This is a genomic window from Pseudomonas sp. CH235, assembly GCF_004368175.1.
GTDB classification, from domain to species: domain Bacteria; phylum Pseudomonadota; class Gammaproteobacteria; order Pseudomonadales; family Pseudomonadaceae; genus Aquipseudomonas; species Aquipseudomonas paraglycinae.
Genome location: NZ_RRZJ01000040.1, coordinates 13,248 through 28,124 on the forward strand (window position 1 = coordinate 13,248; position 14,877 = coordinate 28,124).

Genomic DNA, 14,877 nt, shown 5'->3' on the forward strand with positions numbered 1-14,877 from the left:
TCTGACGCGCCGAACCCTTGGTGCCGGCCGGATGACGAGCGGTCAGAAGTCCACGGTGGCCGAAACCTTCAGCGTACGCGGCGTGCCCTGGGTCAGGTAACCGCCGTTGGCCGAGGCCCAGTAAGCTTCGTTGGCGACGTTCTCCAGATTGGCCCGCAGGGTGATCTGCTTTTCATCCAGCTTGAAGGCATAACGCGAGCCCAGATCGAAGCGGTTCCACGCCGGAATGCTCTGGGTATTTGCCGCGTTGAGGTACTGGCCGCCGGTGCGCAACATCCGCGCGCTGAGGGCGGCACCTTCGAGGCCCGGAATGTCCCAGTCGGCGCCGAGGTTGAACTGGAAGCGCGGCACCCCGACGGCGCGGTTGCCGTCATTCACGCCGTTGCTGCTGCCTTCCAGTTCAGTCTTCATCACGGTTGCGCCGCTGAGCAGGCGCAGGCCGTCGAGCGGTTCGCCGTAGACGTTGAGTTCCACGCCTTTGTTGGTCTGCTGGCCGTCGACCCGGAAGATTCCGTCCTGGGTGTAGCTCGACGGTTGCTCGATGCGATAGACGCCGAGGTTGGCGCCGTAGCTGCCCATGTCCAGGCGCACGCCGGCCTCGATCTGCTTGCTGCGCACCGGGGCGAAGGTTTCGTCGCGGTTGATCGCCGTGGTCGGCGGCGTCGGGCCCTTGGCCAGGCCTTCGATGCGGTTGGCGTAGAACGACACGTGCTCCCACGGCTTGATCACCAGGCCGTAGACCGGGGTGGTGATCGACTCTTCATAGCTCGAAGTGCGGGCGCCGGTGGCGGTGCTCCAGCCGTCGACTTTCAGTGCCTGGCGACGCACGCCGAGGGTCAGCAGGATGCGGTCATCGACGAAGCCGAGGGTGTCGGAAATCGCCTCGCTGCGCAGGATGTTCTTGCCGGTGATACGCGGGTCGTTGATGTCGCTGGCGAACGAGGTGGGCGCCGGGCGCGGCTTGTCGGTGACGTTGTACAGGTTGGTGCTGTAGCGCCCGGCGGTGCCAATGGTTTCAAACGCCGAGCGCTGCTCGCCCCAGATCCCCGCCCAGCCGAGGTTCAACTGGTGCGTGACGGGGCCGGTGTCGAAGCGGCCGTTGAGCCCGGCCATGGCGCTTTGATTGTCTTCGTCGTGGGGTGAATAGAGCATGCCGCCACGGGCGTTGCCGTTGAGGTCGGTGACGGTCAGCGACGAGTACACGCCGTTCTCGCGGGTGTGCTTGGCGCCGCCGGACACGTAGGCCGTCCAGTTGTCGTTCAGGTCGTATTCGGCGCGGACCATGCCGAAGGTGTCTTCGAGTTGCGAGTAGCTCCAGCTCTGGGCGTAGCTGGCATTGGCGTGCGGCACTTTGGGGGCTTTGGTCAGGCTCGAATCGACATAGATCACCGAGCGACCCTGGTTGATGACCTGCTTCTGGTAGCCGAAATCGGTCGAGACCCGCAGGCGATCGCCGCGATAGTCCAGGCCGACGCTGAACAGCGACGAGCGCTGATCTTCGTCATCGACCGCGGTGTCGCCTTCGCGCTGCATCAGGTTGACCCGCGCGCCGAAGCGGTTGTCCTCGCCAAAGCGCTGGCCCAGATCCAGATGCCCGCCGACCCGACCGTCGGCGCTGTAATCGAGAGTGACGCTGCGGGTCGGGGTGTCCATCGCGCGTTTGGGTTGCAGGTTGATCCCGCCACCGATGCCGCTGCCGCTCGGGGTCACGCCGTTGACGAACGCGTTCGGGCCCTTGAACAGTTCCACTCGATCCAGCGCTTCGACGGCGATGATCTGCCGGGGCAGCACGCCATAGAGGCCGTTATAGGAAATGTCGTCGGAGGCCAGCGGCAGGCCACGGATCATGAACATCTGCGAGAAGTTGCCGAAGCCGTTGGACTGGCGCACCGAGGCATCGTTGAGCAACACATCGCCGACGGTCTGGGCCTGTTGGTCGGCCATGGTCTTGGCGGTGTAGCTGGTGACGCTGAAGGGCAGGTCGTTGACCTCCTGGTTGCCGAGCATGCCGATCTGCGCGCGCCGCGCGACCTGTTCGCCGCCAAAGGTGTCGCCGCTGTCGTCGCGCAGGGCGCTGACGTTGGTGGCGCCCAGTTCCAGCGCGCCGTCCGCCGCGACTTTCGGGGCCACGGTGTAACCGTTGTGGCCGGTGCTGATCAGCTCGAAACCGCTGCCTTCCAGCAACCGCGCAAAACCGCTCTGCGCGGTGTAACTGCCTTGCAGGCCCGGGCTCTGACGATTGCCCAGTTGCGCCGGATCGAACGACAGCGGCACGCCGACGCTGACCGCAAATTGCGCCAGCACATGGCTGAGCAGGCCGGGGCCGATGTTGACGCTGCGGCTGGCGCTTTCACTGACGCTGTCGGCGGCTTGGGCGGCGCTCGGCAGCAGTGCGCTGAAGGCCAGGGCCAGGCTCAGGTTCAGGGCCTTGAGCGCAAACGTGGCGGGGCGGGGCGATGGCATTGCGGTCATTCGGTGTTCCTGTCGGGGGCGTGGAATTGAAAGGTCTATCCACTCACCGGACGAGACGCGAAAAGGTATCAGTGAATACGGAAAATATTTTCCGAGGGCTCAGACACGCGGTTCCACCGACAGCCAATAACGGGTCAGGCTGTTGATGTTCAGCGGCAACGTGTCGCTGAGCAGACGCAGGCTGGCGTCGGTGTCGCGCAGGGAAAACGCCCCGGACACGCGCATCGCCGCGACGTCCGGATGACAGCGCAGCACGCCCCGGCGATAGCGGCTCAGCTCTCCGAGCAATTCGTCCAGACGCATGTTGCTGGCCAGCAGCATGCCTTTGTCCCAGGCCAGGGAGGCGGTGTCGAAGGTTTCGGCGCTGTCGAAGCTGTTGAGTTTGAAGCGCTGACGCTCACCGGCCTGGAGAATCGCACTGTGCTTGAGCAGTTGCGGGGTGATCTGAACCTGGCCTTCAAGCACCGACACCTGACTGCGCGAACCCTCGGTGCGCACGCAGAATCGCGTGCCCAGCGCGCGGGCCACACCCTGCGGGGTTTCGACAATGAACGGACGGGCGCTGGCGTCTGCGGCGGTGTTGATCAGCACTTCGCCGTTGAGCAGCAGGACGCGACGCTCCACCGGGCTGAAAGCGATGTCCACGGCGCTGTCGGTGTTGAGCACCAGTTGGGTGCCGTCCGGCAATTGCAGGTTCTTCTGCTCGCCGACAGCGGTGCGCTGGTCGGCGGTCCATTGCTGCCACGGCACATGCTGCGAGGCGATGCCCAGCGGCCCGGCCATCAGCAGCAGGCCGAGGCGGGTAAGGGTCTGACGACGGCTCAGGCCTTCTTTGCGGGACGCGCGTTTCAAGGTCTGGATCGCGACGTTGGCCGGCACGCTGCGTAAATCCCCCAACAGCGCTTCGGCCCGTTGCCAGGCCATGGCGTGCTCGGCGCTGCGGCTGCGCCATTGGGCGATGGCCTGATGGTCGGACGGGGTGGCGGTGCCGGAATGCAGTTGCACCAGCCAGTCGGCGGCTTCGCCGAGAATCTGCGGGTTGATCATCGACGAACTCATCAGGCGACACTCAGGCAGGCAATGAACGCGGCACGCATGTGCCGTTTGACGGTGATCAGCGAAACATTCAGGCGCGTGGCGATCTGCGCGTAGGTCAGGCCTTCGATCTGCGACAGCAGGAAGGTCTCGTGGGTCTGTTCCGGCAGTTCGCGCAGCAGCGCTTCGATGCGCCACAGGGTTTCGAGAATCAGGTAGCGGGTTTCCGGCGACGGCACTTCGGCGGCGGGCAGCTGCGCGATGGTTTCCAGGTACGCGCGCTCTAGGTCCTGACGCCGCCAGCGATCGATCATCAGGCCTTTGGCGATGTGCGTCAGCAGCGCCCGGGGTTCATTGCCCAGCGGCTTGATCACCTGCCGGGTGAGCAGGCGCAAAAAGGTATCGTGCGCCAGATCGGCCGCCTCGCAGCGGTTGCCCAGCTTGCGCTGCAGCCAGCCCTGCAGCCACCCGTGGTGTTCGCTGTAGAGCCTCTGGACTTGCTGATTCAACGGCTGATCGAGGGACGACATGGAGGGCAGGTACTCGTTTCGGGCGTCCGTTGCCAGAGATGCAATCGAGAGTGCGATTAGGGTGCAATTAAGAATTGATCGCATTCTAGTGGCGCGCAACGAGTGATGGCAATTGTCCTTTCACACTTTCTTTTCTGACACCGACGCAGTGGCCTACCCATCTTCCGGGAGATTGGCTATTTGCCGGTCCGGGCGCCGGGACTAACGTAGCCCCACATTCACTTGCCCCGGAGAGTCGTCATGAAACCTCGTATCGATTTCTACACCGCGTCCCCCGATGCCCTGAAAGCGATGATTGCCCTGGAAACCGCCGTCTCGAAACTGCCGCTGGAAAAGACCCTGATCGAACTGGTCAAGCTGCGCGCTTCGCAGATCAACGGCTGCGCGTTCTGCATCGACATGCACACCGCCGACGCGATCAAGGGCGGCGAAACCCCGCGCCGGTTGTTCGCCGTGACCGCGTGGCGTGAAGCGCCGTTCTTCACCGAGCGTGAACGCGCCGCGCTGCTGTGGACCGAATCCCTGACCCAACTGAGCCTGACCCACGCCCCGGACGAAGACTACGAAGCAGTCGCTGCCCAGTTCTCGCCCAAAGAAATGGTCGACCTGACTGTGGCGATCAGCACCATCAACAGCTGGAACCGCCTGGCCGTCGGCTTTCGTAAAACCCCGCAAGCCTGATCGATCAATGTGCATCGGCACTCGGCGCGGCCGGTGGTTGCACCTTGCGCATCAAGGGCACCATCGCCGTGGCGATGCCGAAGCACACCATGATCATCAGGAACGTGTCGCCGTAGGTTTGCGTTTGCGCTTCACGGTAGGTCAGCAGCCATAGCTGACGCAGGCTGGCGGTGAGGCCGACATCGCCGCTCTGACCCAGCGCGGCAAAGTTGCCGCCGACCTGGGCCAGCCATTGATTCACTGCTTCGTTGCTGCTGTTCAGATGCTCCGCCAACCGGGTGAAGTGCAGGTTGGTGCGGTCGTTGAGAATGGTCGCGCACGCCGCAATCCCGATTGCACCGCCCAGGTTTCGCATCAGGTTGAACAGGCCCGACGCATGCTTGAGCCGCGCCGGTGCCAGGCCACCCAACGTCAATGTCACCGCCGGCGGCACCGCCAGTTGCTGGGCGATTCCGCGCAGGGCTTGCGGCAGCAGCAATTCTCCGGCGCCCCAGTCATGGGTGATCGGACTGAATTCCCACATCGACAACGCGAACAACGCCAGGCCCGCCATCATGATCCAGCGCAGATCGATGCGATTGGCCAGAAAGGCGTACAGCGGAATCGCCATGATCTGGAACACCCCGGTGGAGAAAACCGCCAGACCAATGTCCAGCGCGCCGTACCCGCGCACCCGGCCGAGAAACAGCGGCGTCAGGTAAATCGTCGCGAACAGGCCGATCCCGGTGACGAAGGAAAAGAAGCAGCCGAGGGCGAAGTTGCGATCCTTGAGCGCGCGCAGGTCGACGATCGGATTAGCCACGTGCAGCGTGCGGCCGATGAAGGCCAGCCCTGCGAGTCCACTGATCCACGCGGTGGTCAGGATGGTCTGATCGCTGAACCAGTTCCACCGCGGGCCCTCTTCGAGGGTGTATTCCAAGCAACCGAGAAACAGCGCCAGAAACACCATGCTCAAATAGTCCGCGCCCTTGAGCAGCGACAGTTCCGGCTGATCAATCTTGACCAGCATCGGCACTGCCACGGCGACGAAAATCCCCGGCACGAGGTTGATGTAGAACAGCCAGTGCCAGGAGGAAATGTCGGTGATCCAGCCGCCGATCACTGGGCCTAATGTTGGCGCCAGCGAAGCCACGGCGCCGATGGTGGCAGCGGCGATTACCCGCTGTTTGCCGGTGAAGAAAAAGAACGCCGTGGTGAACACCAGCGGAATCATCGACCCGCCGAGAAAACCTTGCAGCGCGCGAAAGGCGATCATGCTCTGGATGTTCCAGGCGATGCCGCAGAGCAGGCTGGCGAGGGTGAAGCCGACCGCTGAAGCGCAGAACAGCCAGCGCGTCGAAAACACCCGCGACAGCCAGCCCGACAACGGGATCACGATGATTTCTGCGATCAGGTAACTGGTCTGCACCCACGCCGTTTCATCGGTGCCGGCGGACAACCCGCCGCCGATATCGCGCAGCGAGGCCGAGACGATCTGGATGTCCAGCAGCGCGATGAACATGCCGATGCACATGGTGGCGAAGGCGAACACTTTGGTCGCCGTCGCCATTTCGGCAGCATTGAACGGCTGCGCGGAGGCGGTGAGGGCGGTGCTCATGGCGCGCTGGCCACGGCGGTGGTTTCAGGCTGGGCGCGGGTGTCGACTTCAGCGGTCACCGACAGGCCCGGACGCAAGTGGCCGAGCACGCCGTCCGCCGGGTCGAGCAGGATCCGCACCGGCACGCGCTGGACGATTTTGGTGAAGTTGCCGGTGGCGTTTTCCGGCGGTAGCACGCTGAATTGCGAACCGGTGGCGGGGGCGAGGCTGTCGAGGCGACCGTGGAATTCCTGGCCGGACAACACGTCGGCGCGGATGCTCACGCGCTGGCCGGGTTTCATCCGCGCCAGTTGGTCTTCCTTGAAGTTCGCATCGACCCACAGGCCGCTGGCCGGCACCACTGACAGCTGCTGCGAACCGGCCTGCGCATAAGCGCCGACCCGCGCGCGGCGGTTGCCGATCACGCCGTCGACCGGGGCGCGCAGTTCGGTGTAGCCGAGGTTGAGTTGCGCCAGATCACGCTCGGCCCGGGCTTGCTGGAGGGCGGCGCGGGCCTGTTGTTTCTGGGTTTCGATCACGGTGAGCTGGCGCTGCGCGGCCAGCAGTTCGGCCTGGGCTTTGGCGCTCAAGGCTTGCGCGGTCTTGAAGGTGGCGTCGGCCCGTTGTGCACTTTCCACCGAGACTGCATTGGTGGTCACCAGGCGTTTGTAGCGTGCGTTGTCATCTCGCGAACGGGCGGTTTCGGCGCTGGCGGCATCGATCCCGGCGCGGGCCTGACCGATCACCGCTTGCTGCAGTTGTTCGGTGGCGTCGAGGTTGGCCAGCAGCGCCTCTTCGGCGGCGACCGCGCCTTCAGCCTTGGCCAGATTGGCGCGGTAGTCGCGGGCATCGAGGCGGATCAACACGTCGCCGGCCTTCACCCTTTGGTTGTCGCTGACCAGCACTTCCTCGATGTAACCGGCGACTTTCGGCCCGATCACCGTGACGTCGCCGCCGATGTAGGCATCGTCGGTTTCCTCGAGAAATCGCCCCGTGCCCCACCAATGCACGGCGTACAGCCCGGCGAACACCAGCGCGGCCAGACCCGCAGTCGGCAACAGCAGGCGTTTGAGCAGGGGAGGTTTGGGGGCGCTGACCGGAACGGCGAGATCGGGTTCTACGGTGGGCATGCTGGTCATGGCGTAATACCTGAAGAAGCGGAATGGCTATTACGACCGTAATATGACGCGAGTAATATTTTGTGGCAATTGATTTTTGTCGCCGATCGTCAGATGAAGACTGTCGAAAGAAGAAGCTGACCATTTGTTTAAGAAATGTAAGCGCCGTAGGAAGCGTCTTGCATTTGTGTAGGAAGGCTCTGACTATCACCGCTATTGATGGGGTGGCATTAAGCCAGTTGATTGCAAGGATGTTGAGTGCCGTATTCGCTTTGCGCTGTTTCTCGTAGTCGTTCCCTGCCTCGCCCGCTGTTGTCGGCCTTGTTGTTGAGTGTGTGTGCGCCCAGCGTTCTCGCCGCCGAAACTCCAGCCCCTGGCCAGGAAGTGCTGCGCCAGCAACAACTGCAACAGCGCGATCTGCAACAGCTGCAACTCGAACAGCGCAAGCGGCAACTGGAGCGCGGCGCGTTCGGCCCGACGCCTGCCACTCCGGCCATTCCTGAGTCGATCAAACCCGATGAGCGCTGCTGGCCCTTGAGCGGTACGCGTATCGGTGGTGTCACGCTGATCGACAAAGACAAACTCAACGCCCGGATCAAACCGCTGCTGGCGCCGTGCATGGGCGTCGGCCAGATCAACCATCTGCTGGCGACCATTACCGCGCTGTACGTGGAGAAGGGCTACATCGCCAGTCGGCCTTACCTGAGCAGCGCGCCGGTAGCCGGGCAATCGCTGGATATCCTGATCGACGAAGGCTACATCGAGTCCATCGAACTGGCCGACCAGAGCCTGCCGGTGTCCCTCGGCGGTGCATTCCCGGGCATGCTCGGCAAGCCGCTGAACCTGCGGGATCTGGAGCAGGGTCTGGATCAGTTGAACCGCCTGCGCTCGCTCGATCTTACCGCCGACATCGCCCCCGGCAGCCAGCCCGGTGCGTCGAAAATCATCTTGCGATCGCGCACCTCGGGGCAGTCGCGCTGGAGCTTGGGCCTGGGCGTGGACAACCTCGGCAGCGCCAGTACCGGTCGTGATCGCGACACACTGAGCCTGACCCTCGATAGCCCGCTCGAACTCAACGACCTGTTGAGCCTCAGCGCCAGCGACACCCTCAATCAGGGCGACCGCTACAGCCGCAACGCCAGCCTCTATTACGCGATTCCCTACGGTTACTGGACGTTCAGCACTTTCGCCAGCCACGCCGAATACCGCGCGCCGTTCAAGCTCAGCACGCTGACTTTTCACAGCACCGGCATCACCGATCAACTCAGCCTGCGCGCCGACCGGGTGTTGTGGCGCGACCAGAGCCATCAGCTCAGCGCCAATCTGCAACTGGCGCACAAGGATGTCGACAGCTATCTGGAAAGCGTCCGCCTCGGCATCCAGAGCCCGACCCTGACCGTGGCCGAGGCCGGGCTCAATCTGTTCTGGCTCGACCGCGCGGTGTGGAACCTCGACGTCAATTACGCCCAGGGTTTGCGCTGGCTGGGCGCCGACGACGATGCCGATCGTCAGGTCAAAAACCTGCCCAAGGCACAGTTTCGCAAGTACCGCGCCGGCCTCAGCCAGTGGCGCAACGGCCAGCTCGGCGCGCAAGCCTGGCAATGGCAGAGCCAGCTCAATTTGCAGTACAGCCCGGATCCGCTGCCAGCCATCGAACAGTTGCTCGGCACCGACGATTCCGCTGTGCGCGGTTATCGGGTCAGCAGTGCGTCCGGTGCCAGCGGCGCGATCTGGCGCAACACTCTGCGCCTGCCGCTGCGCACCGATTTGCCAGTGCAGCTCACCCCGCGTGTCGGCCTCGACCACGGCTGGATCAAGGCCGATCACGGCGCCCCGGTTCAACGCCTGAGCGGCGCCAGCATCGGCCTCAATCTGGGCTGGAAAAACCTGCAAGTGGACGTCGATTATCAACGCAGCCTGAACACCCCGACCGGCCTGCACCGCGAGCCTGAAACCTGGCTGATGCGGGTCGGAATACAGATATGAACGTCAGTGAACAACAGCCATCGGACCTGAGCGCGACAGCCGTGGCCTTCAACTCAACGCGCAACGTGATGCCGCACTACATGGAGAGTTTTTTATGCCAATGAATACCTTTGCGTTTCATCTTTCCCCACGGGGCAAACTGCGTTGGGCCATCGCCAGCCTGTTCCTGGTCGCTCACCTGCCGGGCGCCATGGCCGGCGGCGTGGTGGTCGCGCCCGGCCCCGGCGGCACCGCGCAACTGCAGACCCAGGGCGGCGTCCCGATCGTCAACATCGTCGCGCCCAACGGCTCGGGGCTTTCGCATAACCAATTCCTCGACTACAACGTCGACCGACAGGGCCTGGTGTTGAACAACGCCTTGCAGGCCGGGCAATCGCAGCTCGCCGGGCAACTGGCGGCCAACCCGCAATTGCAGGGCCAGGCCGCGAGCGTGATCCTCAACGAAGTGATCAGCCGCAACCCTTCGGCCATCAACGGCGCCCAGGAAATCTTCGGTCGCGCCGCCGACTACGTGCTCGCCAACCCGAACGGCATTTCGGTGAATGGCGGCAGTTTCATCAACACGCCGAACGCCAATCTGGTGGTCGGCCGGCCCGAGCTGAACGACGGCAAGCTGCAAGCCCTGAGCACCCGCGACGCCACCGGTCAGTTGCAGATCCAGGGCGGCGGGCTGCGTAACGGTGAAGGCTCGATCAACCTGATCGCGCCGCGCATCGACAGCCAGGGCGCAATCAGCGCTCGCGATCAACTGAACCTCACCGTCGGGCGCAATCAGATCGACTACGCCAGCGGCCAGGTGAAAGCCGTGGACCCGGCGGGCAACACCACCGATCAACGGATCGACGCCAGCCTGTTCGGCGCGATGCAGGCCGGGCGCATCAACATCGTCAGCACCGCTGAAGGCGCGGGCGTGAAGGTCGGCGCGGTGCAAGTCGCAGGACGTGACGGCGTGCAGATTCGTTCGGCGGGCGACTTGAGCGTCAGCGGTCAGGCGATTCCGGACAGCCTCGACGTGACCCGCGCCGGCATCCGCAGCAGCCAGGGCGACGTCGGCCTGCACAGCGGCAAGGACCTGACGCTGGCCGCCGCCGACGTCAGCGGTCGCGACGTGAAGGTCGATGCCAAGCGCAATCTGACCCTGACCACCGTCGAAAGCCGCAAGCTTCAGGAACAGCGCGAAAACTGGAACAACAGCACCATCGGCATCACCTGGGAAACTTACGAGCGCACCAAGACCGACAGCGATTCGCGCCAGCACGGCAGCCAGATCGTCGCCAGCCGCGACGCGCAACTCTCGTCCGGCAAAGACACCGAACTGAAAGCCGCCAAGGTCGACGCGAAGAACAACCTCATCGTGCAAAGCGGCGGCGATCTGCGCCTGACCGCCGCCACTGAAAGCCACACCCAGACCGATCAGGGCAAGCACCGCAAACACCTGTGGAAAGCCGATTGGGACAGCAGCAGCGAAGAGCAGCGCAGCATCACCAGCCAGCTGAAGGCCGGCAACATTGCCCTGCAAACCGCCGCACTGTTGCGCTCCGAAGGCGCTGAATTGAACAGCGCCGGCGATCTGCAACTGGCCGGCAAACAGGTGGAAATCACCACCGCGACCCGCACCAACCGCAGCAGCGACAACCGCTATTCCGGTGATCTGGTCGGCGGCGGTTTCTTCGGCAAGACCGGCGACGCCGACAAGGGCCAGACCCAGCATCAGGGCAGCAAGATCAACGCGGCCGGCAAACTGTTGGTCAAGGCTGACGACGTGCGCATCAGCGGCAGCCAGGTGCGCGGCGGCAAGGACGCCAGCGTGATCAGCGACAACGGTTCGCTGACCATCGACGGCGTGCAGGACACTTCGCACAGCAACAACCACGACAAGGACAGCAAGTTCTTCGGCATCACCAAGGACGAGTCCCGGCAGAACAGCAAGGACAGCACCACGGTGCGCAGCGAGCTGGCTTCCGACAGCAACCTCAAGCTCAAGAGCGCCAAGGACATCGAACTCGCTGGTTCTACGGTCAAGGCCGGCGGTTCGCTGACGGCGGATGCGGCGGGTGATGTGAATGTGCATTCGACGCAGAACACCCACGACAGCAGCAACAGCACGCAGACCCGTGGTTTCGACGCTTACGCCAAGGAGCAGACGGCGGGGCAGTATCGCGCCGGCGTGCATTACGAAGACAAGGCGCAAACCGTCACCGCCAACGACGTCACGCAGCAGGGTTCCAGCCTCAGCGGCGGCACTGTGCAAGTGAAGGCGGGCGGCGATGTGACGCTCAAGGGCGCCGAGGTGAAATCTACCGCCGGCGACACCACCCTGAGCGGCAAGAACGTCTCGCTGCTGGCCGAGCAGGACAGCCACAACACCTCGACCGAAACCCGCAGCACCGGCGGCGGTTTCTACTACACCGGCGGCCTCGACCGCGCGGGCAGCGGCGTGGATTTCTCGCACAGCACTTCGCAGGACACCACCGCTAAAACCACCGCGCAAACCACCGGCGTGCAGAGCAGCGGCAGCCTGAACATCAACGCTGACAAACTCGCCACCGAAGGCGCGCAACTGAAGGCCGGCAACGGCCTGAACGTCGCCGCTAACCAAGTGGACAACCGTGCCGCCAGCAACACCGAAAGCAGCACTCACAGCGAGAGCAACTGGTCGGCGGACATCGGCGCCAACGTCGAGTACAAAGACATCGCCCGGCCGATTGCCGGTGCGGTGAAAGACGTGCTCGGCGGCAAGGTGCCGGACAAGGACGCACTGACCAATCTCGGTCAGCCGAACGTCGGTATCGACGTGGCAATCGGTCATGCCAGCGCCGATAAAACCGAGCAAGGCAGCAACGCTGTGGTCAGCCGGTTCGACGGCAAGACCGTGGACGTGAAGGTCGGCGGCACGCTGCACGACCAGGGCACCCAGTACAACGCCAGCGCCGGCAAAGTGAACATCGGCGCCGACAAACTGGTGGCCGATGCCGCGAACAACACCCACAGCAGCACCGAAAAAACGGTGGATGCCAAGGTCGACGTGCGCGTCTACACCAAGACTGGTGAAGACGTGAACGTGGCCGGCAGCGGCGCGGGTGGCAGCAGCCAGTCGAGCAAGGATAGCTCTACGGCGGCGGTTGGCGGTTACGCTGGCAATCAGGGCGTGAGCATCAATGTCGGCGGCGATGCACAGTTCGAAGGCAGCCGTTTCGATGGCGGGCAGGGCGGTGTCAGCGTCAAGACCGGCGGCGATCTGGCTCTCAATCAGGCCAACGACCGCCAGAGCAGCGACAGCTCCAGCCTGCGTGGCAACGGTTCGCTGACCGTCGGCACCTTGCCGGGCACCGACGGCACCAAAGTCGATCTCGGCGCCGGGTTCCAGCTCGATCACAAAGGCAACAAGACCACCGACACCCAGGCCCACGTAGCCAGTATCAATGGCAACGGCCCGGTGCAATTGAGCAGCGGCGGCAATCAGGTGCAGCAGGGCACGAAGATCGACAGCGTTGGTGCTATCGACCTGAAGGCCGACGGCAAACTCGACCTGCAAGCGGCCACCGACTCGCACGTCGCCACCGGCAGCAATCTCGGCGGCGGCCTGAAGGCGGGCGGCAGCAAAACCAGCAGCGAGAAGAGCCGCGATCAGGGCGGCAATCTCAGCGGCAACTTCAACATCGGTCGGGTCAACGAGAACACCCAGACCCTCAGCGGTGGTCAGCTTAACAGCCAGAACGGCATCGCCCTGAGCGGCAATTCGGTGCACCTGCAAGGCACTCAGGTCAGCGCGCCGAACGTCAGCATCGATGCGCAGAAGGGCGGTTTCGTTCAGGAATCCGCGCAATCCACCGACAACCGCAACAACTGGAATGTGGCGTTGAATGCCGGTGGCAATCTGAGCAAAAGCACACCGACCGCCGCCGATGAAAAAGTCAGCAGCGATCACGGCTTCAATGCCGGGGCCAAGGTCGGCGTGGATTACCTGCAAGGCACCACCCAGCAGAACAGCCAGATCAAGGCTGACAGGGTGGTGTTGAACAGTGGCGGTGATGCGAGCCTGAGCGGCGCGCGGATTGATGCGCGCAACGTCAGCGGCAATGTGGCGGGTGATCTGTCGGTCGAAAGCCGTCAGGACTCCAGCACTCACGCCAAGGTCGACGTGGATCTGGGCCTGACCGCCAAGAAAACCCCGGCCGACGACAAGGGCAAACTCGCGGGCACCGACTACAAGCCAACGCTGAAAGCCGGAGGCGAATACGCGCACAAGGACAGCGTCAAACAGGCCTCCGGCATCAGCGCTAGTCAGGGTGTGAACCTCGCTGTCGGCGGCGCTACCCAGCTGACCGGCGCGCGGATTTCCGCCGCCGAAGGCAAGGTCGATCTGGGTGGTTCGAAGGTCAGCAGCAGCGATCTGAGCAACCTCGACTACGGCGTGAAAGCCGGCCTCGACCTGCCACATAAAACCGAAGAAAACGCACCGAAGGTGTCCCTTGAAAACGGCAACCTGAAAGTCGGCCCGGTGACCCTGAGCGGTCATCTGGACAGTCAGCCCCTGCAAGCCGGGATCGACGAAAAAGGCTGATTTACCGTCAGTGAAACCGGCGGGAGCGAGCGTGCTCGCTCCCGTTTCTGATGGACACCCGGCTCAAAACGGCAGCCACTGTCGTTTCCCGTCAAGTCGATGAAAGCATGCGCTCTACACTCGGGTGAAACCGGGAGGCCGCGCCATGCACGACAACGTCGAACACCTGAGAATCCAGCTGGCCTGCGCCCTGCGCTGGGCCGCGCGTTTGAACCTGCACGAATCCATCGCCAATCACTTCAGCGTGGCCACTTCGCAGGACGGTGGCGAGTTTCTGATCAACCCCTACGGCAAACACTTCTCGCGGATCCGTGCTAGTGATCTGCTGTTGCTCAATGCCGACGATCCGTCCAGTCTCGACTGCCCGGACTCCCCGGACAAAACCGCGTGGGCCTTGCACAGTGCCTTGCACCGCAACCAGCCCCAGGCCCGTTGCATCCTCCATACCCACAGCAGATACGCGACGACGCTAGCATGCCTGAAGGACTCGCGCCTGCCACCGATCGAGCAGAACAGCATGCGGTTTTTCGAGCGGGTGGCGATTGACGAAGGATTCGATGGCATGGGTCTTGGGGAAGAGGCGGAGCGGGTGAGCAGGCTGCTCGGTGACAAGCCGATCCTGCTGATGGGCAATCATGGATTGCTGGTCGCGGCGCCGAGCGTGGCTCAGGCGTTTGATGATCTGTATTACTTCGAACGGGCGTGCGAGGTGTATATCACCGCACTGGCGACCGGGCAGGAATTGCGCGTGGCCAGCGATGAAGTGGCGCGCAAGACGTGTCGGCAATGGCTGGATTATCCGGGGTTTGCGGATAAGCATTTCAATGCATTGATGGGCATCCTCGACGAAGAGGAACCGGTCTATCGCCAGCTGAATTAGCGATGGGTTCTCGGATGGCTGATCCAGAACCCGCG

General features: G+C 63.5%; 9 protein-coding genes. 4 read left to right on the forward strand and 5 right to left on the reverse strand.

Going from position 1 to position 14,877, the window contains the following annotated elements:
• Positions 1–42: 42 nt before the first annotated feature.
• The 3 genes from EIY71_RS26470 to EIY71_RS26480 all read right to left on the reverse strand — a co-directional run bounded on the left by EIY71_RS26470 (position 43) and on the right by EIY71_RS26480 (position 4,037).
• Positions 43–2,472 (reverse strand): TonB-dependent receptor, encoded by a 2,430-nt coding sequence (locus EIY71_RS26470; RefSeq protein ID WP_134023725.1) that lies wholly within the window; start codon positions 2,470–2,472, stop codon positions 43–45.
• Positions 2,473–2,571: 99 nt separating this feature from the next.
• A complete protein-coding gene (locus EIY71_RS26475; protein ID WP_134023727.1) occupies positions 2,572–3,531 on the reverse strand; it encodes a FecR domain-containing protein in 960 nt (319 codons plus the stop codon).
• Positions 3,531–4,037 (reverse strand): sigma-70 family RNA polymerase sigma factor, encoded by a 507-nt coding sequence (locus EIY71_RS26480; RefSeq protein ID WP_134023729.1) that lies wholly within the window; start codon positions 4,035–4,037, stop codon positions 3,531–3,533. The genes EIY71_RS26475 and EIY71_RS26480 overlap by 1 nt, the downstream gene beginning before the upstream one ends.
• Positions 4,038–4,277: 240 nt before the next feature.
• On the opposite strand from EIY71_RS26480, the gene EIY71_RS26485 reads away from it, so the two are divergent.
• Positions 4,278–4,718: a carboxymuconolactone decarboxylase family protein gene (locus EIY71_RS26485; RefSeq protein WP_085748563.1), complete on the forward strand. Its 441-nt coding sequence runs from the start codon at positions 4,278–4,280 to the stop codon at positions 4,716–4,718.
• A gap of 4 nt (positions 4,719–4,722) precedes the next feature.
• Here EIY71_RS26485 and EIY71_RS26490 read toward each other — a convergent pair whose 3' ends face one another.
• Together EIY71_RS26490 and EIY71_RS26495 are read right to left on the reverse strand one after the other, a co-directional pair.
• On the reverse strand, positions 4,723–6,315 hold the full coding sequence (locus EIY71_RS26490; protein ID WP_064598011.1) for a DHA2 family efflux MFS transporter permease subunit: 1,593 nt from the start codon (positions 6,313–6,315) through the stop codon (positions 4,723–4,725).
• A complete protein-coding gene (locus tag EIY71_RS26495) occupies positions 6,312–7,433 on the reverse strand; it encodes an HlyD family secretion protein (RefSeq protein WP_102688580.1) in 1,122 nt (373 codons plus the stop codon). The genes EIY71_RS26490 and EIY71_RS26495 overlap by 4 nt, the downstream gene beginning before the upstream one ends.
• 237 nt (positions 7,434–7,670) lie before the next feature.
• Between EIY71_RS26495 and EIY71_RS26500 the strand changes: the two genes are divergently transcribed.
• The 3 genes from EIY71_RS26500 (at position 7,671) to EIY71_RS26510 (ending at position 14,842) form a co-directional block, all read left to right on the forward strand.
• Positions 7,671–9,398 (forward strand): ShlB/FhaC/HecB family hemolysin secretion/activation protein, encoded by a 1,728-nt coding sequence (locus EIY71_RS26500; protein ID WP_134023731.1) that lies wholly within the window; start codon positions 7,671–7,673, stop codon positions 9,396–9,398.
• A gap of 94 nt (positions 9,399–9,492) precedes the next feature.
• Positions 9,493–13,962 carry a hemagglutinin repeat-containing protein gene (locus tag EIY71_RS26505; protein WP_134023733.1) on the forward strand — a complete coding sequence of 1,490 codons (4,470 nt, stop codon included), beginning with the start codon at positions 9,493–9,495 and terminating at the stop codon, positions 13,960–13,962.
• 145 nt (positions 13,963–14,107) lie between these two features.
• Positions 14,108–14,842: a class II aldolase and adducin N-terminal domain-containing protein gene (locus EIY71_RS26510; RefSeq protein ID WP_134023735.1), complete on the forward strand. Its 735-nt coding sequence runs from the start codon at positions 14,108–14,110 to the stop codon at positions 14,840–14,842.
• The last annotated feature ends 35 nt before the right edge of the window (positions 14,843–14,877 follow it).